Genomic DNA, 21,124 nt, shown 5'->3' on the forward strand with positions numbered 1-21,124 from the left:
CCGCGATGCCTCACAGCTTCACTTCGCCAGTCACCTTGCCGTTGCTGGCGTCCCAAACGTGGACTTTTCCATCAAAGGTGCCCACGAAGACCCACTTTGAATCGCCCGTGATGACCACGCTCGTCAGTGGCTCGCCGATGCTCGACATCTTGCGCTCCTTGCTGGCCTCGCTGCGCTGGGTGCCGTCGTGCTTCTTTAGATCCGTGTGGACACTGCCTGCTCCTTTGTCCGTCACCACGACCAAGGATTTCCCGTCGGGCGTCCAATCGAGCGCGGAGAAGGCGACCTTTTTATCGCCGAGCGTGGCGTCCTGTTCACGGCTGGCGACGTCCCAGACCTTCACTTCACGATCAGCGCTCGCCGTGGCGATCTGGGTGGCGTCATGGTTGAAGGCGGCGGAGAGGACGTGATTGGTGTGGCCTTCAAAGAACGAGATCAGCTTTTGATTCGAGGCATCCCAAAGCTTCGCCATCTTATCGGCACCGCCACTGAGCAGTCGGTCGCCTTTGTTGGAGAGCTGGAGAGACAAAACGTTGTCCTCATGGGCTTTCCAGGTGGTTAGCAGCATGCCTGTGGCTGTTTCAAACTTGCGGATAAAGCCAGCGCCGCCCGTCTCGCCATCGGCAGCAAAGACTGAGGTGCCTGCGGCATCAAAGGCGACGGCGGTGATGCTGCCAACGAGTGAATCCGTGAATGGGCGCACCTGCTTCAGTGTGGTGGCATCCCAAAGGATGAGCTGCTGGAAGCCACCTGAAACGATCCACTTACCATCACGGCTCCAGGCCAGAGAATTCACGGGTTCCGTGTGGCCATCGAGCTTCCCAAGCACGGGGCGCTCCGGCTTCGATAGATCCACGAGAACCACTGAGTTTGCTCGCGCGATGGCGAGGCGCTTTTCATCCGGTGACAGCACCAGCGCGAGCACGGGCTGATAGCTCGCAGGCATCGCGGCGAGCTTCACGGGCTTCGGCTTTGGTGCTTCATCGAAGATCGTGGCATCCCACTGAGCGCCGCCATCGATCCATGTTTTCAAAGCAGCGATCTCAGCCGCGGCGAGTTCCTTCTTTGGCGGCATGTGCGGATCGCCATTCTTCAGGCAGAGCTGGTAGAGCAGACTTTCGGCAGCTTTGCCAGGTTTCACGGGGACGCCATTGTCTCCGCCCTTCATCATCTTTTCATGCGTGGTCAGCAGCAGTCCACCCTTGGCTTTGCCAGGTTTGTGACAGCCCACACATTGATCCCGCAGCACACGCATGGCGGGCTTGGGATCGGCATGGAGCAGAGCAGGGAGGAGGAGACTGGCGAGCAGGAGTCGGGGGGAATTCGGCACGGAATCAAATACGTCCGAAACCCTGCAAGTCCTTGCGTCTCACTCGCCAATCCACACTGGCGTTCCCACAGGCACGAGATCGAAAAGCTCGATGACATCGCGGTTCCGCATCCGCACACAGCCGTGGCTGGCGGGGCGACCGATGGCTTTTTCGTCATTGGTGCCGTGGATGTAGATGTAGCGCTGGAAGGTGTTCGCGTTGTGCGGCTGCGTGCCGTGCAGCCAGAGGATGCGAGTGAGGACAAAGTCTGACTTCGTATCCATCCCCGGAGTCCATAGACCCACGGGCTGGCGTGATTTGAAAATGGTGCCGCTTTCCGCGCCCTCGCCGTGCTTTTCTTTGACGATGAAGCTGCCGAGCGGGGTCTTGTTGCTGCCCTCCTGGCTGCCGAGTCCGAACTTCGAAGTGCTACATGGCCATTCCCGCACTTGGCGCATGCAATCAAACAAACGCAGGCTCTGGGTGGCGACACTGACTTCGATGCGGGGCTGGTGGAGGCTCATGAGATTCATGCTGCCCGTGCATATCTTGTGTTCAACTCAAAAACAGACACAAGAACCGTCTAGTGATGAGCAAGTCGCGGAGAGCGTCAAAATGCCGCAGGTGCTTGCTTCGGTCACCCATGGAAGTCTTCGCAGTCACCATCTTTGTCAGCCTCATGTTCGCCGTGCTCTTCGCGGCACTCTTTCTAGCCGAGCGCACGCAGAAGCGGCGCGGCAGCATCGAACAGATGGCCCTTCTTCCCCTCGACGAGGCCGGACGTCTCTCGGTCGCCAATCACACTCCCTCCCACTCCCATGACTAGCACATCCGCCACTAAAGTACCCATCGAGTTCAACGACAAAGTCGTCCGCCAGTTCATGCTGGCCTCGATCATCTTCGGCGTCGTCGCCATGCTCGCTGGGGTGTTCATCGCCAGTCAGTTGAACTTCCACCAGCTCAATCTCGCCGAATGGCTGACCTTTGGCCGACTGCGTCCGCTGCACACCAATGCCGCCATCTTCGCCTTCGTGGGGAACATGATGTTCGCAGGTGTCTATTACTCCACGCAGCGGCTTTGCAAATGCCGTATGGGCAATGACACGCTGTCCGCCATTCACTTCTGGGGCTGGCAGGCGATCATCGTCGCGGCGGCCATCACGCTGCCGCTCGGGCTCTCTCGCGGTAAGGAATACGCCGAACTCATCTGGCCGATCAATGTCGCTGTGGCGCTGATCTGGGTGGTGTTTGCCGTCAATTTCTTCCTCACGCTGCACAAGCGTAATGAGCCCAGCCTCTACGTGGCTCTTTGGTTCTACATCTCGACCATCATCACGGTGGCGATGCTCTACATCGTCAACCATCTCTCCATCCCCACGAGCTGGACACATAGTTACGGCATCTTCGCTGGCGTGCAGGATGGTCTCGTCCAGTGGTGGTATGGCCACAACGCCGTCGCCTTCTTCCTCACGACGCCCATCCTTGGCATCATGTACTACTTCCTGCCGAAAGCGGCGGAACGTCCGGTCTATTCCTATCGCCTCTCCATCGTTCACTTCTGGTCGCTGGTCTTCCTCTACATCTGGGCAGGTCCGCATCATCTGCTGAACACCGCACTGCCAAAGTGGCTGCAAATGCTTGGCATGTTCTTCAGTCTCATGCTCTGGGCTCCAAGCTGGGGCGGGATGCTTAATGGTCTGCTCACGCTCCGTGGTGCCTGGGACAAGCTCCGCACTGATCCGGTGATTAAGTTCTTCATCGCCGCAGTGACCTTCTACGGCATGTCCACCTTTGAAGGGCCGCTCCTTTCGATTCGCGCTGTCAATTCACTCTCCCACTACTCGGACTGGACCATCGGTCACGTCCACAGCGGTGCCCTCGGCTGGAATGGCTTCATGGCTGCTGGTCTCTTCTACTGGCTGGCTCCCCGTCTCTGGAACACGAAACTGTATTCCGTCAGCCTAGCCAACTTCCACTTCTGGATCGGCACCTTCGGCATCCTGCTCTACGTCGTCGCCATGTGGATCAGCGGCATCATGCAGGGCCTCATGCTGAATCAGGTCACGCCTGATGGCTTGGCTTTGAAGAACACCTTCCTCGATACCCTGCAAGCCATCCGTCCTCTCATGGGCCTGCGTGTTATCGGCGGTGCCATGTTCCTCGTCGGCTGGATCGTGATGTGCATCAATCTTTGGAAAACCATCCGCTCGGGCAAGCCAACCAACGAAGTGCGTGAGATCGCCGTCCTGCAGCGTGGCACTGTCGATACCATGGGTATGAAGGAGACCTTCATCAATGACCCGCTTACCTACACCATTGGTGGCTTGCTCCTTGTCTTTGGCTGGATCTTCCTGCCACCAGGTGCAGACATCACCTCGCTGATCTGCGCCATCATCTTCGGCTTCATGGCCGTGCGCCGCTTCCAGCAGACAAGCAAGACCTGGGCTTTCTGGTATGAAAAGCTTCTCCACAACTACCTGCCCTTCACCGTGCTCACCTTCGTGGCTGTGGTGATTGGGGGGCTGATCCAGATCATCCCGACCGTCACTGTGAACAGCGCGAAGAATGTTGAGGACCGCATCCAGAAACTTTACGAGCCGCTCGAACTCGCAGGCCGTGACATCTACGTCAGTGAAGGCTGCTACAACTGCCACTCACAGATGATCCGCACACTGGTACCAGACGTGATGCGCTATGGTGACTACTCCCGCCTTGGCGAGAGCATCTACGACCATCCCTTCCAGTGGGGTTCGAAGCGCACGGGTCCCGATCTTGCCCGTGAAGGTGGTGTGCGCCCCGACTCCTGGCACTACGAGCACATGATGGACCCACGCTCCATGTCTCCTCAGTCAAACATGCCTCCGTATGCACATCTGAAGGACAAGGCATTTGACCAAAAGGCCCTACCCAAGAAGATCGCCGTCCTGCGTCAGTTGGGTGTGCCTTATCCTCCGATGGATGCCACTGCGATCAAGATGAAGGCTCTCGAACAGGGCGTGAAGATCGCTGAGGAGCTCAAAAAATCGAACATCCAGATCCGCCCCGATTGTGAACTCGTGGCCATCATCGCCTACTTGCAGAAGCTCGGCCAGTTCGAGCAGCCAGCCGTGGAAGATGCGCTCAAAGCCAAAGGGCAGGGGATTCCTTTCCCACTTAGCCCGGTCATTCCTGACAAGGCCCGCAGTGCAGCCATCCTCAAGTAACCCCGAGCTTCCCACGCCATGTACAAGCGCATCATTTATGAAAACTGGCACGTCATTGTGCCCCTGCTGTCCTTTGCCACCACCGTGCTCATCTTCGGCATCATGACCGTGCGCGGCATGCTCCTGCGCAAAGACAAAGCCGAGCACATGTCCAACCTGCCACTCGATTAACACGCCATGGACTCCTCCCCCAAGCCAAACTCCCCCGACGAGCCAAAACTCCGCGATCACGTCTATGACGGCATCCAGGAGTATGACCAGAAACTCCCCAACTGGTGGCTCTTCACCCTCTACATCACCATCATCTGGTTCATCGGCCACTGGCTCTGCTACTACCAGTTTGGCATCGGCAGCAGTGATACCGATGCTATGGACAAAGTCGTCGCCGAGATGCAAGCCGCGCGTGACAAGCAGATGGAGTCCATTGACGACAAACAGCTCTGGGAGATGTCCCGTGATCCTGCTGCCGTCGCGGCTGGCAAAGCCACCTTCATGACCCCAGGCATGTGCGTCACCTGCCACGGCCCTGATCTTACCGCGACCCTTGCCGGAGTCAAACTCCCCGGCCAGCCGCTGCACGATCAGGAGTGGAAATTTGGAGGCAAGCCCACCGAGATCTTCAAGATCGTTCGCAAGGGCTCCCCCGACATCACGAAAGGCATGGCTGCCTGGGAAGGTGTGCTCGGCATGAAGCGTGTCAGTGAAGTCGTCGCCTTCGTCCTCAGTCACCACAAGGAAGGTGAGCCCATCACGCGGTCGCCAGATGCTCCCCCTGCGGCTCCGGCCAAATAACATCGAACGAAGCTCATTTCACGAGGTGGTCAGGAGGCAGCTCCTGGCCACCTTTTTTGTGGGCATGCAGTCTGATTCGGTGCTGGCACAAGATCAGTCTATGCTACCGCAATGCGTGCTGAGCGCAGCTTCGTCACCTCGCCAGCTTGAAGTCGAAGAATGAACACCCCCAATCTCGTCTCTCTCGGCTCCATCAACGAAGACGGCAGCAAAAGGACGCTGCATCCAGCCGATGTGTCAGGGAAATTTACGCGTGCGCGACGACTGATGGCCCTGCTGATCCTGCTGGTTTACGTCGCTCTGCCTTGGATTCCTGTGAATGGCTTCCCGGCGGTGTTTCTGGATGTCTTGAACCGCCGCTTCCACTTTATGGGGCTGACGCTCGCTGTGCAGGATCTGTGGGTGGGCTTCTTTCTCGTCACGGGGCTGGGTTTCTCGCTCTTTTATGTCACGGCCCTTTTCGGGCGTGTCTGGTGCGGGTGGACCTGCCCTTACACGGTGTTTCTCGAACACGTTTACCGCCGCATTGAGCGCCTGATCGATGGTGATGCCAACGAGCGCCGCAAGCTGGATGCCGCGCCATGGACGGCGAGCAAGATCGCCCGCCGTGGAGTGAAGCACCTGCTCTACATCCTTAGCTCGCTGATCATTGCGCACATCTTCCTCAGCTACTTCGTCTCGCTGGAGGGTCTCTACGACATGATGAAGCACTCCCCCGAAACTCACATGGTGGCCTTTGGTGTCATGCTGTCTTTAACCCTTGGCTTGTATGGTGCCTTCAGTTGGTTCCGTGAGCAGTTCTGCGTGATCATGTGCCCTTATGGGCGAATGCAGTCTGCGCTGAGTGATGACCACACCGTCATCATCGGCTATGACAAAACGCGTGGCGAACCACGCGGCAAGCCCGGCACTTCTGGTGTGGGTGACTGCGTGAACTGCAAGCGCTGCGTCCAGGTCTGCCCGACCGGCATCGACATCCGCAACGGCCTGCAACTCGAGTGCATCGGCTGTGCCGCCTGTGTGGATGCCTGCGACACGATCATGCTCAAGCTCGACCGCAAACCGGGCCTCGTGCGCTATGCCTCCTACGTCGCGCTGAATGGTGGGAAGACACGCTTCGCCCGCCCGCGCATCATCTTTTACACCGACTTGCTCTTCCTCGGTATTGCCGCCTTTGCCTTTGCCTCCAGCCGCATCGAACCGCTACGCGCCAACGTGCTGCGGATGCAGGGCTCCCCCTATTATGTGAGCAATGGCGTGCTGCGGAATCAGTTCCTCATCCGCCTGATCAACAAGCGCAATGAGCCGCGCACCTTCAGCCTCTCCATGACAGGGGAACTCCCTGCCGGGCTCGTTGCCGCAGGTGCCGATGCGCCTGTGACCATCCCCGCTCAAGGTGAAGAACTGAAGCCGCTCATGATCACGATGCCCGAGGGTAATTTTAAACAGCCCTTCAAGCTCAGCATCAGCGTCACCGACTCTAAGGACGGCAAGACCTATACCACGAAACCCTTCGAGTTCGCCGGACCCGATGCCCTTTTCAAATCCAATGACCACCTCGATGCCAAACAATTCCTCCAGCAATAGTTCACCAGGCTTTCTCGCCAGCCGCCCATGGCTGTGGGTTGTCTTCGCCTTTGTGGTGCTGATCAGCGCCTGGTCGGTGCTGTTCTACATCGCGCTGAACAATCAACCCGAAGTCGTCCCGCTCCAGCAACTCCATTCATGATGCAGATCGATACCAGCGCCGCCGCCTTCATGGCAGGCATCGTCACCAGCGTTCATTGCGTGGGGATGTGCGGGCCGTTGTCCTGCTCCTGGGCCATCTCGCCAAAGAGCGGTGATTTCATGCGGAACACCGCGCTGTATCACGCCGGGCGCATGGTCGCGTATGCTATCGTCGGTGCCATTGCGGGGGCCATCGGCACCATGCCGCTGAGTTTCTTCCAACATGGCGCTGGCATCGTTCTGCCATGGCTGCTGGTGCTCGCCTTTGCCATCGTTGGCATGGGGTTGGATGCCTACCTCCCGAAGCCCAAATTTCTCTCCGGTGGCTTGCGCCGGATTCAGGCTGCCGCATTTCAACTCAAAGGCAGCCTGCGAGCTTCGCTGCTCGGCCTTGCCACGCCGCTGCTGCCCTGCGGACCGCTCTACATGATGTTTGCTCTCGCCATGGCCAATGGCAGCCCTGCTCATGGAGCCGAGTTTGCTCTCTCCTTCGGGCTCGGCACGCTGCCGCTGCTTTTTTTAGCACAAACCCAGCTCCACTGGCTCGGCGGTCGTCTTCAGCCAGCGACGATGCGAAAGGTTCAGCGCAGTCTCGCCTTGATCACGGCAGTCATTCTGGCTTGGAGATTGCGTGGCACGCTGGATTTTAGCAGTGATGTGGTGCCGAGCTGCTGCCATGCCGGGCTCTGATTACTCTTCCGAGATTACTTCCAATGCTGGTAATTGCACGCCTTCGTAAATCTCGGTGAGCGAAAGATCAAAGCCGAGGCAGGGCAGGGGGATCACTGCTTCATCACCGAGGAAGACGCTCTGACTGAAGCCCAAATCTCCCCGCTGATAGACGACGACTTCTTTGTTCGAGCTGTCCACCAGCAGATAGGCTTCCAGAGAGGGAATCGTCAGGTAAGCATCACGTTTCTCTCCCTCATCGGTGCGGCGGGTGGACTCGGAAAGCACCTCCACGATGAGGTTTGGCTGATCCTGAAACGACTCCTCCAGTGAGTTTGGCTGGCAGACGACCTGGACATCCGGGTAGTAGAATCTCTCATGATCGGGAAGGCGGACGCGGACCTTGGTGTCGCTGTTGAAGGGCCGGCATTTCTTGCCGCGAAGTCTTCCGAAAAAGCTGCCGAATATGTTTCCTGCGATCACGTTGTGGATGTTTTTGGCCCCAGCCATCGCATACACCGAGCCGCCGACGTATTCATGCTTCATTGGCGATCTCAACTCACTGGCGAGGTAAGTCTCTGGCGTGACGAAATGATGGCGGGCTGCGGCTGACATGGCGTGAAAATACCCGCCTCCCGGCTTTTGGCAATTCCCGCCTCCTCAATGCCAAGTCAGGGGCAGCACTCTATCCTGCCTGTAGGAAAGCTGCGTTATGTCCAGTCCCAGCACCTGTCAGCATTGCGGAACCCCCGTCCCCTCGTCACGAAGTGATGGGTTTTGCTGCGCGGGTTGCCAGTATGTTTTTAACATGCTGCGGCAGGAGGGGATGGGGCAGTTTTATGATCTCAAAGGTTCCCAGAATCTGCCACCTGTTTCCCCTCAGGCCATGCGACAGCAGGACTATGGCTGGCTGGAGGCCTCCACCATCGCGGCGGAAGCTACACGCAAGGATGAAACGGTCGCGGCAGAACTCAGTGTCTCGGTGCAGGGGCTGTCATGCATGGCCTGCATCTGGCTGATCGAGCGTGTCTTTTCCAAACTCGGCGGCACGAGCATCGATGTGGACATCACTCGTGGGGAACTCCGCATGGCCTGGCAGCCGGGTCAATTTCAGCCGGTGGAGTTTGCGCGTGAGCTTCAGCGCTTCGGTTATCTCCTCGGCGTGCCGCGTGCGGATGCTGGCACGACGGCTGACAACACGCTGGAGCGTCGCACCGGTGTCTGCGGAGCCTTCGCGATGAACGCGATGGCCTTCTCTCTGCCTGCCTACTTCGGTATGCCCGCCGACTTCCCCTTCGCCCACTGGTTTGATCTCGTGGCGGCGGCCTCGGCCACGCTGGCGTTGTTTGTTGGCGGCAGCTACTTTGCCCAGCGGGCCTGGCATGCGCTGCGGGCCGGAGTGCTGCATATCGACACACCCATCACGCTCGGCATCCTTGCGGCGTATGCGGGGTCCATCATCGGCTGGATCAGTGGCGAGCAGGGGCTGAAATACTTCGACTTTGTGGCGATGTTCATCTTCCTGATGCTCGGCGGCCGCCTCGTGCAGCAGATGGCTGTGGCGAAGAATCGTCGTCGCCTTGTGCGTGATCCATCCATCCCTGATGCGGAGGCGCTGGCGTCTCTGAAAGCGGGTGAGTCCTTCGTCGTGAAGCCCGGACAGGCCATCCCGGTCGCCGCGAAACTCGAAGATCCGCATGCCAGCATCAGCCTCGAATGGATCAATGGTGAAAGTGATGCCTGTGCGCGCAGCAGCGGCCAGCTTTTGCCTTCCGGTGCTTTGAATGCAGGCACGCGAGCGCTGAATGCAGTCGCCCTCGAATCATGGATCGACTCGACTTTGCACAAGCTGCTCGAAGCCCGCCGTGGTGGTGACAATCGTGATCTTCGTCTCGAAAAACTCCTGCGCGGCTATCTCATCGTCGTCGTGCTCGCGGGTGTCATCGGTGGCATCTGGTGGTGGCAGCACACGGGCGAGTGGACGCGCGCTTTGCAGGTCATGATCTCCGTCTTTGTCGTCTCTTGTCCCTGCGCGCTTGGCGTGGCGGCTCCGCTGGCGGATGACATCGCCGCGAGTCACGCGGAGGGCCACGGAGTTTTCGTGCGCACGCTCGGCTTGTGGAAAAAGCTCACCCGACTGCGTCAGGTCGTCTTTGATAAAACCGGCACACTGACGCTGGAGAATCCCGTCCTCGTGAACCCCGAGTCACTGACCGCTCTCGATGACACCTCGCGTCAGGCTTTGCGGCACCTGACCAGTGGCAACCTGCATCCTGTCAGCCGGAGCTTGTTTGATGCCCTCGGCGGCACGCCAGATCGTCTGCTCGATGTGGAAGTCATCGAGGAAGCCGGGCACGGCCTGCGCTTTGAGCATCAGGGCTCCACCTGGGCTATTTCCCGCCCGAAAGACCAATCTGCGGACGCCATCTTCACTTGCGATGACTGCGAAGTCGCCGCCTTCCGTTTCCACGATGCGCTGCGTGGTGAATCGGGTGATGAAGTTCGCGCGCTCGCAGCTCGTGGTTTGCGGGTGAGCATCCTCAGCGGTGACCGCGAGCCCAAGGTGGCCGACATCGCTGCGCAGCTAGGCTTGATGCGTGATCAGTGGCATCACAGCCTCACGCCCGATGACAAGGCCGCCTGGATCACCTCGCATGATCCGCAGGGCACGCTCTACATTGGCGATGGTGCCAATGACAGCCTCGCCTTTGATGCCGCTTCCTGTGCAGGCAGTCCGGTGACGGGACGTAGCTTCCTGGAGCACAAGGCTGACTTCTATTTCCTCGGCCATAGCATGAGATTCATGAGCAGCCTGCTCGACATTGCGGCCACTCATCGGCTCGCCGTGAGATCCGTTTTTGCCTTCTCCGTGACCTACAACATCGTCACTGCCATCATGGGACTGATGGGCCATCTCAGTCCACTTCTGGCGGCGATTTTGATGCCCCTGAGTTCCGTCTGCACACTCTCACTCGTGGCTCTGATCTTCCGCAGCAGCGCAAAGACCGTTCAGAACTCCGCAAAGCAAAGCGTGCCTCCGGGCATCCCGTGCGCTAGCATCGAACCAGCATGAAAATTTATTCCCATATCATCACCGCCATTGATTTCACGCCTTCCAGTCGTGCCGCCTTGCGCGAGTCCGTGCGTCTTGCCCCGGCCCTTGGGGCAAAGATCACCGCCGTCCATATCATGGACGAGTTCCTTGTGCATGAACTCAAAAAGGCACTCTCGGAAGATGTCTTTGATGTCATCGCCGAATGGCGTGAGCGTCTGCGCAAGTTTGTGGATGAGAGCGATCTGGGCACCGCTCATGTGGATGTGGAAGTCACCGCCGGACATCCCTTCAATGGCCTCGTTGCCGCCTGCGAGCGACATCATGCGGATCTGCTGGTCATGGGCACGAAGGGTTCACGTGAGCAGCCCGGACGAGTCGGAGTGATCGCCGCCAAATGCGTGCGCAAGGCTCCCGTCGATGTCCTTCTCGTCCGTGAAGATGCCCGTGGTGCCAACAAACGCATCGTCACCTGCACAGACTTCTCCGAGCACTCATCCCGCGCCATGCGTCGAGCCTTTGAGATCGCAAAAATTGATGCCGCCGCTTTGGACTGCGTGCATGTCTATCAGTCGGCTCTGGCTCTCACGATGGACGCAGGCGGCCTCGGAGCGCCCATCCCTTACATGCCCGATCCGCATGAAGCTGACGTGTGGCGTGAGGCACTGGCAAAAGCAGTCGAACCTCTGCAAAAAGAGGCACCAAGCATGACCATCACGCCTGTGCTGATCGAGCGGCTGAATATTCGCGAAGCCATCATCGGTCATGTCGCGGATACCGGAGCCAGCTTGGTCGTTCTCAATACTCGTGGGAAGACAGGCCTTCGTGAGATGCTCATTGGCACCACAGCGGAGAACATCGTCTCCCATGCTCCTTGCTCCATCCTCGCGGTGAAGCCGGAGATCCTGCCGACAGACAAGGATTGATTCACGCAGTCGCGCCCGATGAGTGAGCCCCTTCAGCGCGCCATTGATGACCTTCCGCCCATCGGGAGCGGCGGGACTAGCGTGGTTGACAGCGAACGTCCGACTTTCCAGGGTCAGCACTCCTCCCGCAGCATGTGTCCCGTCTCTGATCCCGCCCTCTTTGAAAGCCTCGTCGATCATCCGGGGATGCTTGTGCTCGGAGTGGATACCGAAGGGCGGGTGCAATGGTTGAGCCGCGGGTTGGAGCAGCTCACGGGCTACACTTTCGAAGAACTGAAAGGGCGTGACTGGGTAGCCTCTCTTGTGCCACCAGAGCATCAGGATGAAGCCAGCAAGTATTGCCGTGGCCGGGTCGGGAAGGACCGGTCTGAAAGCCATCTGAAGCCGCTGATCACCAAGGATGGCAGCCTCCGTCACATCGAGTGGATGCACTCAGACATCAAGGATGCGGAAGGGAAGGCGACCGGCATTCTCTGCGTCGGACGTGATCTGACGGACCTGATTGCCATGCGTGAGGCGTTGCGTTCCTCGGAGAAAAAAAGCCGAGCCATCGTGGAAACAGCGGTGAATGCGATCATCACCATGAGTGAGGATCGGCTCATCGAAACAGTGAACACCTCCACGGAGCGACTCTTCGGTTACACTCGGGAGGAGATGATCGGTAAAAACATCCGCATGCTCATGCCAGAGCCTTACCGAGCCAAGCATGACGGCTTCGTGCAGAACTACCTGACCACGGGTGTGAAGAAAATCATCGGCATCGGGCGTGAGGCCGTGGCCCAGCGCAAAGACGGCAGTATCTTCCCCATCGACCTCTCCGTGGGTGAGGCACGTCTGCCGGATGGAAGGCGTATTTTCACCGGCATCATTCGTGACCTGAGTGATCGAAAGCAGCTTGAGGAGAAGATCCTTCACATCAGCGAAGAAGAGCAGCACCGCATCGGCCAGGATATTCATGACGACCTCTGCCAGCAGCTCGCCGCCATCGGTTGTCTCGCCAAAGTCGCGCATCAGCAGATCATGCGTTGTGGCGTGGCCCAGGCGTCCAGTTTGGAGGAGATCGTGCGGCTTGTTTCCCAGGCAAACACGCGCGCCCGTGAGATGTCACGCGGCCTCATGCCCGTGACGCTGGATGCCGCCGGACTCATGGCCGCGTTGGGTGAACTCGCCCAGGCGACGGAGCGCATCTTTCGCGTCAGTTGTCCCTTCCGTTGTGAGCGGCCTGTCGAGGTTCCCGACAACAAAATGGCCACACAACTCTTCCGCATCGCTCAGGAAGCAGTCGCCAATGCCATCAAGCATAGCCATGCTGAGCGGATCGAGCTCAGCCTCTCTCAGGACGAGAGCAACATCCACCTCATCATCCGGGACAATGGCGTCGGCATCCCTGACAATGTCTCCGGCAAAAGCACCGGCATGGGCTTGTTGACCATGAGCCACCGGGCACGGATGATCGGCGGACATCTCACGGCGGGGCCGGATGATTTTGGTGGCACTATTGTCCGCTGCACCCTACCGATAGCTGCCGCCTAGTGCGCCCTATCATTGTGAACCGGATTCTGCTTATCGACGATCATCCCATCATGCGCCACGGGCTCGCCCAGCTCCTGCGCATGGAAGAAGGCCTCGAAATCTGTGGTGAAGCAGGCTCTGCGCGCGAGGGCATCGAGGCCATCCCGAAGGTGTCGCCAGACCTCGTCATTCTCGACCTCACTCTTCCTGACAAGCACGGTTTGGAGCTGCTGAAAGACATCCAGGCACAGCATCCCGGCCTGCGTTGTCTCGTGCTCTCCATGCATGATGAGTCACTCTACGCTGAGCGCGCCCTGCGTGCCGGTGCTCGTGGTTACATTATGAAGGAAGTCGCCGCCGACCACCTCGTCACCGCCGTGAGGAAGATCCTGTCAGGTGGAATTTTTATCAGCGAAGCCATATCTGCCCGCATGATCGAGCAGATCAGCAACGCCCGCAGCCGTGGTGGCCCGGCAGGCATCGAAACGCTCACGGATCGCGAACTTGAAGTGCTCGGCATGATCGGTGCAGGAACCCCCACGAAGCTCATCGCTGAGAAACTGGGCATCAGTGTGCGTACTGTCGAAGCTCACCGCGCCCACATCAAAGAAAAGCTCGCTATCACTGACGGTGCCGCCCTTGTCCGTTACGCCGTCCAGTGGTCGGAGAACCAGCGTGCCTGACGTGGCAGGCTCAAGCTTGCACCGCCACTTTCAGTAGCACCTGATCCAGCTCACCGAGGGAATGCACCCAATGGATTGGCAGATCGGTGAGATGCTCTTGGTAGCCACGCGAGGCACGGCCTCCGACGATCAAGGCGACTGACTCAGGCAGGAGCTGGCGGATGCGGATGAGCTTGTCTTTGATGATGGGACATTTTTCAGGATAAACGACGCTCAGCGCCACGGCTCGTGCTTTGCGCGCCTTCGCGCAGGCGGCGATCTCTTCGATGGGCAGGTTTGGTCCGAGATAAGTGATCTTCCAGCCGAGATCACGCGCGGAGGCGGCGGCGAGCATGGCTCCGAGTTCGTGCATTTCACCGGCTGGTGTGGTGATGATAATCTCTGGTGCGCTCGGAGCGACCTGACTGCCGGGAACCGGTGTCATGAGCATCTCACGAATCACCGAGGTAGCTACATGCTCATGAGCAGGGCGCAGATTACCAGCCTGCCATTCATTGCCGATGTGCATGATGAGTGGGCAGATGACATGGTGCAACATGCCACGCTGACCGAACTGCTGACGTGCGCGCTGAAGCAGGCGGCGGAGACGGTCGCTGTCATAGACTTTGCTGGCCTCAATGCAGAGCTTGATGAAGTCCTCCGGTGTTTCCAGCGCGGGGGTGGCATCGACGCTGAAAGTGACAGCAGCGACTGGCGGCCCGCTGCGGGCGAGTTGCTGATCGACGAGCGTGCGCAGGTCTGCTGTGCAAAGGCTGGCGACACGGCTGATGCGATGACCGTTTTCCGTGAGCTCGCGCAGGAGCTTCAAGCGCTCGATGGCCTCCTCACAATACATGCGCCTGTTGGTGCAGGTGCGGCTGGGGCTGAGCGCGTTGTAGCGTCGTTCCCAGATGCGGATGACATGGGAACTGAGACCACTGAGCTGGCTGGCCATCTGAATCGGGAGAGGCATGGCGGGAGTCGGAATCGTGGAAAAGAAGATGATGAGCAACGAAGGGGCTTGCCCGAAGTCGCATTTTCAGGCAAGCACAATCTTTCTACGCCTTCATGCCGGAGGCGGATACACTGCGTTTTGCCATGCTAAACTACATTTGGGCCACTCTCCTGTTCGTTGGGTTGATCGTCGCCGGACTGGTTGGGCGAGTGTCTGGTGATGCCAGCGTGATCGATGCCGCCATGAAAGGCGCGGAGAAAGCCGTCATGGGCATCGCTCTCCCATTGGCGGGCATGATGATGTTCTGGCTTGGTGTGCTGCGTCTTTTAGAAAAGGCGGGCGTGCTGGAGGCGGTGGTGCGGGTGCTCTCGCCGCTCCTGCGCAGGCTCTTCCCCGATGTGCCCACCGGCCATCCGGCGATGAGTGCCATGGTGATGAACCTTTCCGCGAACATGCTCGGCCTCTCGAACAACGCGACGCCGCTCGGCCTGAAAGCGATGGGCCATCTCCAAGAACTGAACCCGCACAAGCAGAGCGCGAGTAATGCGATGGTCACCTTCCTGGCGTTGAACACGGGTGCCTTCACCCTCATCCCGATGTCGGCGATGAACTTCCTGAACGCCGCTGGCATCCGCAACAGCTACCAGGTCATCGTCCCCACCATCCTCGCCACGGCTTGTGCGTCCATCGGTGCCGTGATGGCGGCGAAGAGCTTCCAAAGGCTGCCGCGCTTCACTCCGCAGCCGGATGAAGAGGAGGTTCCCGCGAGCACCAGCACGACGACGACCACAACAGGCCGCATCTCCACCAAAGCCCGCACCTGGCTCACGATCCTCACCGTCCTTTTCATCGGCGTCTCCGCGCTTGAACTTGGCCCGCCCGCTTGGCGGCAGACCGTGCTGGAGCAGTCCGGCCTCGCCAGCGTGCTGGAAAAATCCGCTCAGCGGAAAGCCGAAGCCACCGCGACTCTCGCCAAGAACAAAGAGCTGGCTTTGGCGACCGTCGCCACCGAGACCAAGCCCGAGCCGCCGATGTGGCGCCGCATGATGGACGGCACTTCTGGTTTGGCCATCCCTGCCATCCTGATCCTCGCCGTCGGTGTCGCCTGGGCACGGGGCGTGCGGGTTTATGAGGAGTTTGTCGATGGTGCCAAAGAAGGCTTCCAAGTCGCCGTGCGCATCATGCCTTATCTCGTCGCCATGCTCGCCGTGCTGGCCATCTTGCGAGAGTCGGGCGCGTTCCAGCTTCTGGAGTATGCGCTGGCGCCCGTGCTTGGCTTGCTCGGCTTCCCCGTCGAGCTTTTGTCGCTGGCCCTGATGCGTCCGCTCAGTGGTTCTGGGGCGCAGGGTATCCTCAATGAGATTCTCACCCGCCCGGACCTCAGTGAGATGGTGAAGTTCACCGCCGCCATCCTCTACGGCTCCACCGAGACCACCTTCTACGTGCTGACCGTCTATTTTGGCAGCGTCGGCATCCGCCGCTTCCGCCACGCGCTGATGGCCGGCCTCACGGCGGATTTCATCGGCATGGTCGCTGCGGTGGCCTTTGGGAGACTTTTGTTTGGGTGATTTGCATCTAAAAGATGAAAATAAGTGTTGTATTTGATGCTAAAAGATTCAAGATGCCACCATGAGAATCACCGTCGATATTGAAGAAAGCATCCTCAACGACCTCGTTGGCATGATGGGGGAGAGCAAAAAGAGTCCTGCTGTGGCACGGGCTGTCACGGAATTTGTGAAGCGGCAGAAGGCCAAGGAGTTTGGCAAATTGCTCCGGCAGGGTGCCTTTGATTATCCTCTCTTGAATGAGGAAATCGAGAAGCAGGACATCTGATTTTTGCCCCCATGGTTCTTGTTGATTCCTCCATCTGGATCGAAGCCTCCCGTCGTGATGGCGACCTCGGCGCGAAGGTGGCTCTCGAAGCCCTTCTCGAAGAATACGAGGCCGCCACCACCAACCCGGTGCTTTTGGAAGTACTCGGCGGTGCCCGCAAAGAAGAGCGGAAGCGCATGTCCGAGTACTTCTCCATCATCCCGCACATCCAGGCAGATGCGAAAGACTGGGAAAAAGCCATCTCCTTCGCCTGGTTCCTCCGGGACAAAGGCATCTCCGCTCCGTGGAATGACATCCTCATCGCCACGGTGGCCCTGCGGCGAGACCTCCGAGTCTATGCTAAAGATAAGCACTTCGATGCCATGGCGGGCATGATGGGGCTGACTCTTTATCACCCAGGATATGGCGGCAGTTACTTACCGGAGAATCGCGGAGGTGAGGGCGTCTGATGCTGCAAATCTCCCAGCTCACTCTCCCCGTCGATCACAGCGATGCCGACCTGCGTCCTGCGCTGTTGAAGCGCCTCGGTATCGCGGACAAAGACCTGCGCGGTTTCACCATCAAACAGCGCGCCATTGATGCCCGCCGTCAGCATGTCTCATTCAGTTACACCTTGCTCGCCGAGGTGGAAAATGAGCCGCGAGTGCTCAAGTCACTCGCCAAGGACACTCAGATCATCCCGGCACCCGATGAGACCTACCGCGAGTGCCCGTCACGTCCTGATCATGTCGTTTCAGATCGCCCCGTCATTGTCGGCACCGGCCCGTGTGGACTCTTCGCCGGGCTCTTGCTGGCTCGTGCGGGGCGCAAACCGATCCTGCTGGAGCGTGGCAAGGCCGCCGGGGACCGCGCCCGCGATGTCACCGGCTTTTGGCGACGCGGATGGGATTTCAATCCCGAGTCCAATGTGCAGTTCGGTGAAGGTGGTGCGGGCACCTTTTCCGATGGCAAGCTCTACACCCAGATCCGCGACCGCGAGCACCGCATCCCCTGGCTGCTCAAAGAACTCGTCGCCGCCGGTGCTCCCGATGACATTCTCATTAAAGCCCGACCGCACATCGGCACGGACCGACTCATCAAAGTCGTGCGTCATGTCCGCGAAGAGATCATCTCCCTCGGTGGCGAGGTGCGCTTCGGCGCTCGGGTCAGCGATGTCGTGATCGAAAAGGGCATCATGCGTGCCGTCGTGCTCGCCGATGGCTCCGTGATCGAGGGCGCGCCCGTCATCTTTGCCATTGGGCACAGCAGCCGGGATACCTTTGAAATGCTGCATCGCCACAGTGTGCCCTTTGAGGCCAAACCCTTCTCCGTCGGCGTCCGCATCGAGCATCCGCAGCGACTCGTGGACCAGATGCTCTATGGCAAATGGGCGGGCCACGCGCGCCTCGGCTCCGCGCCCTACAAGTTCGTCTCCCACACACCCACAGGCCGCGCCGCTTACAGCTTCTGCATGTGCCCCGGCGGACTCGTCGTCGCCGCCAATTCCGAAGCTGGTATGGTCGTCACGAACGGCATGAGCAGCTATGCCCGTGAGGAGTCGAATGCGAACAGCGGCTTCATGGTCGATATCCGCCCGCAGGATTACGGCGAGCATCATCCGCTCGCGGGCATCGAGTTTCAGCGACAGATCGAGCGCGCCGCCTATCGCCTTGGCGGTGAAAATTACCACGCCCCAGCCCAGCTCCTCGGCGATCTGCTTTCCAATCGCGCCTCCACCGGACAAGGCAGTGTGAAGCCCAGCTACGAGCCTGGCGTCGTCTCGACCGATCTCCGCGAATGCCTGCCCGAGTATGTCATCGCCACCCTCAAGCTCGCCATCCCCGAGATCGCCAAAAAGCTCCCCGGTTATGCCCTCGATGACGCCGTGCTCACCGGTGCCGAGACACGCAGTTCATCGCCCGCCCGCATCCCTCGTGATCCCACGACACTCGTCTGCACCAGCATCGGGAATTTCTACCCCGCCGGAGAAGGCGCAGGCTACGCCGGCGGCATCATCTCCGCCGCCGCCGACGGCATGAGAGTGGCCGAAGCCGTGCTGCGTTCCTAAAGCTTCATGCGATAGCGCCCGCTCTCGATCAGCATCTCGGGAACCTCGTGCCTGGACTCGAAGTGCTGCCAGGCGGGGCGCAGTTCATCACGCTAAAAGGTCTCCCAGGGATCGGTGTCCAGCGGCAGAGTCTCGGCAGATGCTTGCTGGGAGTGACATGGGCCAAGAAAGCCAAGGGGCGTGCGCCGCCGCAGGCCCTTCACTTGGTGACATCAGGCTTCAGATCCACGGCAAAGGACTCGAAGGGGATGAGGATGCCGCCCCGGCGGTTGCGGAGGTTTTCCTCATAAAGCTCCATCTTCGGGTGCAAAAGGAAGCCAACGCCCTGACCAAGGCGAGGCACCAAGAGTCCACGGTATTTGGCCATCAGCGGCTTTCCGCGATAAGTGTCCACTTCCAGGCTGCCGCTGAAGCTGCTGTCCGCCCGATTGATGGTCAAAGAGGCCTGTCTGTCGCCGTGGGCGAGCGGTGTGGCCCGGTGCCGTGTATCAATGCTGAAGAGACGATTCAGACTGCTGGAGATACCGAAATCATGGGAGGCGCTCACACGCTGCGGCTCGGTGTGGAGGTTCAGCAGTGTGGTGCCAGTCCCTGGCGGAATATGGAGGCTGCCGAAGGCTTGCAGATAGAGAGAGGGGGAGTTCATGCGGAATCCTTCAGGATAGCTGGGAGAGAGTGGCGAAGGACTTTGAACCCATAAGAGGTGGCCATCCATGAGGCCCCCCCCTGCGATGAGCCAGCCCTGAACGAGGCCCAGCCCGTTGGCCGTGCGGAGACAGAATGGATAGCGGACTTTGGTGGTATCCACCCAGTCATGAACAAGCTCTCCAGAACTCGTCACGGTGCTGCCATCCGCCATGACACCAGCACAGGTCATGCGTGGGCCAGGACCCAGTCTCGCCATGATGAGACTCGCGCCATAGGGATAGTCTGAGTAGTTGACTGTGCCGGCCGCCATGAGGGCGGTGGGGTAAAGCCCCGGCGGCTGCTGGGCTGGATTCAGGCGCTCGACACAGATGCCGGCCTGGAGGGCTATCAACGCAGGATAAACGGCATCCAACTCCAGGACTATGCCGTTGCGGAGCCTGACATCGAACAGGCTCACGCCGCCGACCAGTCGCCCCTTCATATCACCCGAGAGGGTATCGAAATTGAGTGTTCCCGCGACACTGACCCGCAGCGCTCCACTATCGATCAGAGCCGTGACCTGACCACCCGAGGTCATGGTTGCCTGCCAGCGTCCTTCACGGCCATTGGGCACCCCGCCTCCGGTGAGTCCCACGAAGCGGCTGCTGCGGCTCGGCTCATGCACCCAGAGCGGTAGTTCCGCTTCCGGACCACGACCATACTGATTCGCGGCACTCACACGCACGGTGTAGAGCACCGCCTGCCCTGGTGGATTCCCATTCGGGATGCTCTCTGGCAGCGGTGCGCCTGCGATGATGCCTGTGGCGGCAAAGATGATCATGCCCGGTGGCAGCCCCGTGGCCTCAAAGCCATTCACGGGCTTGGTGGAGTTCTTCGCCAAAGTCATCTGGAAATTCTGCCCCACCTGCGCATGGCCCAGGCTGGCGGTCGTGATACGAGGCGGCTGGGGCACCGTCAGATTGTAAGTCATGGCGCGGAAGCCCAGGGGATTCCCGCCTGCGCCATTGGTCATCGTCACATCACAGGTGATTACCCCTTCATGCTCGAATCGGATGGGTGAAAGCCTGAGCTGACCGCCATTCACCACCACGTCCGCCACCGTGCCAGGCAGAGCGCTGTCATTCTGTTTCCATGCATAGGTCAACCCTGGTGCCGCCACGGTGGTACTCAGTTCCAGCGTGCCGCCAGCATCTCGCGTGGACGCCAGAGACTGCGACTGGATGACCCCCACATGGGCTGGATTCGAGGTGATGACCGTTCCACCCGGGAGGTAAGCTTTGATGCGATAAACTCCAGCATCCGCCAGCGTCAGTGCCGGCGTCAGGAAGTGTGAGTCCGTGGCCCCTGGAATCACGACATCATCCTTCGTCCACTCGAAGCGACTCACTGCGCCCACAATAGTGGCGTAGAGGGAGGTGCCACTCCCCAGCGTGACCCACCGGGAGGATGGGTGGGTAGAGAAGTAAGCGGGTAATGGCGCGCCAGTGCCATGCACCCCAGTGACGGTGACAGCCGAGCCAGCGTCCGTGACGAAGCGCACGGAGCCACCTGCGTTGCCTATGATGGTAGGTCTGGCAGAAAGAGTGCCGGTGATGCTACCGCCCGCAGGGATGACGACAGGAAAGGTGATGCCAGTGAACTGAAAAGCAGATCCACTCACTTCTGCCCGCGTCACCGTCACCGCAGAGGAGCTGGGATTCATCACGGTGATGGGAGCAGTCCGGGTGGTATTCACCTGGATACTCTGAAAGGCAAAGGAGCCCGGCACGACTCGGATGGCAGGACCG

20 protein-coding genes are annotated in these 21,124 nt (G+C 59.5%); 15 read left to right on the top strand and 5 right to left on the bottom strand.

What is annotated here, in order from left to right:
• Positions 1 to 10: 10 nt before the first annotated feature.
• Entirely contained in the window at positions 11 to 1,330 is a 1,320-nt protein-coding gene (locus tag AC6FTP_RS00535) for a c-type cytochrome domain-containing protein (protein ID WP_497204940.1), read from the bottom strand.
• 39 nt (positions 1,331 to 1,369) lie between these two features.
• Complete coding sequence (locus AC6FTP_RS00540; RefSeq protein ID WP_497204941.1) at positions 1,370 to 1,834, bottom strand: L,D-transpeptidase family protein; 465 nt, start codon at positions 1,832 to 1,834, stop codon at positions 1,370 to 1,372.
• Between the two features lie 119 nt (positions 1,835 to 1,953).
• Here AC6FTP_RS00540 and AC6FTP_RS00545 point away from each other — a divergent pair, with 119 nt between their 5' ends.
• From AC6FTP_RS00545 to AC6FTP_RS00575, 7 genes are all read left to right on the top strand, one after another.
• The gene (locus tag AC6FTP_RS00545) at positions 1,954 to 2,136 is read left to right on the top strand and encodes a hypothetical protein (RefSeq protein WP_497204942.1); all 183 of its coding nucleotides are present in this window, start codon (positions 1,954 to 1,956) and stop codon (positions 2,134 to 2,136) included.
• Positions 2,129 to 4,513, top strand: coding sequence for a cytochrome-c oxidase, cbb3-type subunit I (gene ccoN / locus AC6FTP_RS00550; protein WP_497204943.1), 2,385 nt, complete (start codon positions 2,129 to 2,131; stop codon positions 4,511 to 4,513). The genes AC6FTP_RS00545 and ccoN overlap by 8 nt, the downstream gene beginning before the upstream one ends.
• Before the next feature lie 18 nt (positions 4,514 to 4,531).
• Positions 4,532 to 4,684, top strand: a complete 153-nt coding sequence (locus AC6FTP_RS00555) for a hypothetical protein (RefSeq protein ID WP_497204944.1) — start codon at positions 4,532 to 4,534, stop codon at positions 4,682 to 4,684.
• Positions 4,685 to 4,690: 6 nt separating this feature from the next.
• On the top strand, positions 4,691 to 5,305 hold the full coding sequence (locus AC6FTP_RS00560; RefSeq protein WP_497204945.1) for a cbb3-type cytochrome c oxidase N-terminal domain-containing protein: 615 nt from the start codon (positions 4,691 to 4,693) through the stop codon (positions 5,303 to 5,305).
• A 159-nt stretch (positions 5,306 to 5,464) separates the two neighbouring features.
• Positions 5,465 to 6,892 (top strand): cytochrome c oxidase accessory protein CcoG, encoded by a 1,428-nt coding sequence (ccoG, locus tag AC6FTP_RS00565; protein ID WP_497204946.1) that lies wholly within the window; start codon positions 5,465 to 5,467, stop codon positions 6,890 to 6,892.
• Positions 6,867 to 7,034: a hypothetical protein gene (locus AC6FTP_RS00570; RefSeq protein ID WP_497204947.1), complete on the top strand. Its 168-nt coding sequence runs from the start codon at positions 6,867 to 6,869 to the stop codon at positions 7,032 to 7,034. Before ccoG ends, AC6FTP_RS00570 begins: the two co-directional genes overlap by 26 nt.
• A complete protein-coding gene (locus tag AC6FTP_RS00575) occupies positions 7,031 to 7,723 on the top strand; it encodes a sulfite exporter TauE/SafE family protein (RefSeq protein ID WP_497204948.1) in 693 nt (230 codons plus the stop codon). Before AC6FTP_RS00570 ends, AC6FTP_RS00575 begins: the two co-directional genes overlap by 4 nt.
• Here the strand turns inward: AC6FTP_RS00575 and AC6FTP_RS00580 are convergent, their stop codons facing one another.
• A complete protein-coding gene (locus AC6FTP_RS00580) occupies positions 7,724 to 8,317 on the bottom strand; it encodes a Uma2 family endonuclease (RefSeq protein ID WP_497204949.1) in 594 nt (197 codons plus the stop codon).
• A 97-nt stretch (positions 8,318 to 8,414) separates the two neighbouring features.
• Here AC6FTP_RS00580 and AC6FTP_RS00585 point away from each other — a divergent pair, with 97 nt between their 5' ends.
• From AC6FTP_RS00585 to AC6FTP_RS00600, 4 genes are read left to right on the top strand one after another with little or no spacing between them, the layout of a single operon-like run.
• Positions 8,415 to 10,775, top strand: a complete 2,361-nt coding sequence (locus AC6FTP_RS00585) for a heavy metal translocating P-type ATPase metal-binding domain-containing protein (protein WP_497204951.1) — start codon at positions 8,415 to 8,417, stop codon at positions 10,773 to 10,775.
• Entirely contained in the window at positions 10,772 to 11,680 is a 909-nt protein-coding gene (locus AC6FTP_RS00590) for a universal stress protein (RefSeq protein WP_497204952.1), read from the top strand. The genes AC6FTP_RS00585 and AC6FTP_RS00590 overlap by 4 nt, the downstream gene beginning before the upstream one ends.
• A gap of 18 nt (positions 11,681 to 11,698) precedes the next feature.
• On the top strand, positions 11,699 to 13,213 hold the full coding sequence (locus tag AC6FTP_RS00595) for a PAS domain-containing sensor histidine kinase (RefSeq protein WP_497204953.1): 1,515 nt from the start codon (positions 11,699 to 11,701) through the stop codon (positions 13,211 to 13,213).
• Positions 13,214 to 13,227: 14 nt separating this feature from the next.
• A complete protein-coding gene (locus tag AC6FTP_RS00600) occupies positions 13,228 to 13,875 on the top strand; it encodes a response regulator transcription factor (protein WP_497204963.1) in 648 nt (215 codons plus the stop codon).
• Positions 13,876 to 13,885: 10 nt separating this feature from the next.
• On the opposite strand, the gene AC6FTP_RS00605 is transcribed toward AC6FTP_RS00600, so the two are convergent.
• Positions 13,886 to 14,827, bottom strand: coding sequence for a MerR family transcriptional regulator (locus AC6FTP_RS00605; RefSeq protein WP_497204954.1), 942 nt, complete (start codon positions 14,825 to 14,827; stop codon positions 13,886 to 13,888).
• Positions 14,828 to 14,952: 125 nt separating this feature from the next.
• Between AC6FTP_RS00605 and AC6FTP_RS00610 the strand changes: the two genes are divergently transcribed.
• The 4 genes from AC6FTP_RS00610 (at position 14,953) to AC6FTP_RS00625 (ending at position 18,689) form a co-directional block, all read left to right on the top strand.
• Positions 14,953 to 16,377, top strand: coding sequence for a nucleoside recognition domain-containing protein (locus AC6FTP_RS00610; protein ID WP_497204955.1), 1,425 nt, complete (start codon positions 14,953 to 14,955; stop codon positions 16,375 to 16,377).
• A 61-nt stretch (positions 16,378 to 16,438) separates the two neighbouring features.
• On the top strand, positions 16,439 to 16,642 hold the full coding sequence (locus AC6FTP_RS00615) for a type II toxin-antitoxin system VapB family antitoxin (protein WP_497204956.1): 204 nt from the start codon (positions 16,439 to 16,441) through the stop codon (positions 16,640 to 16,642).
• An 11-nt stretch (positions 16,643 to 16,653) separates the two neighbouring features.
• Positions 16,654 to 17,091, top strand: coding sequence for a PIN domain-containing protein (locus AC6FTP_RS00620; protein WP_497204957.1), 438 nt, complete (start codon positions 16,654 to 16,656; stop codon positions 17,089 to 17,091).
• On the top strand, positions 17,091 to 18,689 hold the full coding sequence (locus AC6FTP_RS00625) for an NAD(P)/FAD-dependent oxidoreductase (RefSeq protein ID WP_497204958.1): 1,599 nt from the start codon (positions 17,091 to 17,093) through the stop codon (positions 18,687 to 18,689). The genes AC6FTP_RS00620 and AC6FTP_RS00625 overlap by 1 nt, the downstream gene beginning before the upstream one ends.
• 199 nt (positions 18,690 to 18,888) lie before the next feature.
• Here the strand turns inward: AC6FTP_RS00625 and AC6FTP_RS00630 are convergent.
• Positions 18,889 to 21,124 (bottom strand): hypothetical protein (locus AC6FTP_RS00630; RefSeq protein ID WP_497204959.1); only part of this gene is annotated, 2,236 nt, incomplete at its 5' end.

This window comes from Prosthecobacter sp. (assembly GCF_044378005.1).
Taxonomy (GTDB): Bacteria; Verrucomicrobiota; Verrucomicrobiia; order Verrucomicrobiales; family Verrucomicrobiaceae; genus Prosthecobacter.

Bases quoted from the DNA above. Each gene is read 5' to 3' on its own strand.
- AC6FTP_RS00570 (WP_497204947.1), top strand. From the start codon at position 6,867: ATGCCAAACAATTCCTCCAGCAATAGTTCACCAGGCTTTCTCGCCAGC.
- AC6FTP_RS00610 (WP_497204955.1), top strand. From the start codon at position 14,953: ATGCTAAACTACATTTGGGCCACTCTCCTGTTCGTTGGGTTGATCGTC.
- AC6FTP_RS00555 (WP_497204944.1), top strand. From the start codon at position 4,532: ATGTACAAGCGCATCATTTATGAAAACTGGCACGTCATTGTGCCCCTG.
- AC6FTP_RS00595 (WP_497204953.1), top strand. From the start codon at position 11,699: ATGAGTGAGCCCCTTCAGCGCGCCATTGATGACCTTCCGCCCATCGGG.
- AC6FTP_RS00540 (WP_497204941.1), bottom strand. From the start codon at position 1,834: ATGAGCCTCCACCAGCCCCGCATCGAAGTCAGTGTCGCCACCCAGAGC.
- AC6FTP_RS00625 (WP_497204958.1), top strand. From the start codon at position 17,091: ATGCTGCAAATCTCCCAGCTCACTCTCCCCGTCGATCACAGCGATGCC.
- AC6FTP_RS00585 (WP_497204951.1), top strand. From the start codon at position 8,415: ATGTCCAGTCCCAGCACCTGTCAGCATTGCGGAACCCCCGTCCCCTCG.
- AC6FTP_RS00545 (WP_497204942.1), top strand. From the start codon at position 1,954: ATGGAAGTCTTCGCAGTCACCATCTTTGTCAGCCTCATGTTCGCCGTG.
- AC6FTP_RS00590 (WP_497204952.1), top strand. From the start codon at position 10,772: ATGAAAATTTATTCCCATATCATCACCGCCATTGATTTCACGCCTTCC.
- AC6FTP_RS00580 (WP_497204949.1), bottom strand. From the start codon at position 8,317: ATGTCAGCCGCAGCCCGCCATCATTTCGTCACGCCAGAGACTTACCTC.
- AC6FTP_RS00575 (WP_497204948.1), top strand. From the start codon at position 7,031: ATGATGCAGATCGATACCAGCGCCGCCGCCTTCATGGCAGGCATCGTC.
- AC6FTP_RS00620 (WP_497204957.1), top strand. From the start codon at position 16,654: ATGGTTCTTGTTGATTCCTCCATCTGGATCGAAGCCTCCCGTCGTGAT.
- AC6FTP_RS00560 (WP_497204945.1), top strand. From the start codon at position 4,691: ATGGACTCCTCCCCCAAGCCAAACTCCCCCGACGAGCCAAAACTCCGC.
- ccoN (WP_497204943.1), top strand. From the start codon at position 2,129: ATGACTAGCACATCCGCCACTAAAGTACCCATCGAGTTCAACGACAAA.
- AC6FTP_RS00605 (WP_497204954.1), bottom strand. From the start codon at position 14,827: ATGCCTCTCCCGATTCAGATGGCCAGCCAGCTCAGTGGTCTCAGTTCC.
- AC6FTP_RS00615 (WP_497204956.1), top strand. From the start codon at position 16,439: ATGAGAATCACCGTCGATATTGAAGAAAGCATCCTCAACGACCTCGTT.
- ccoG (WP_497204946.1), top strand. From the start codon at position 5,465: ATGAACACCCCCAATCTCGTCTCTCTCGGCTCCATCAACGAAGACGGC.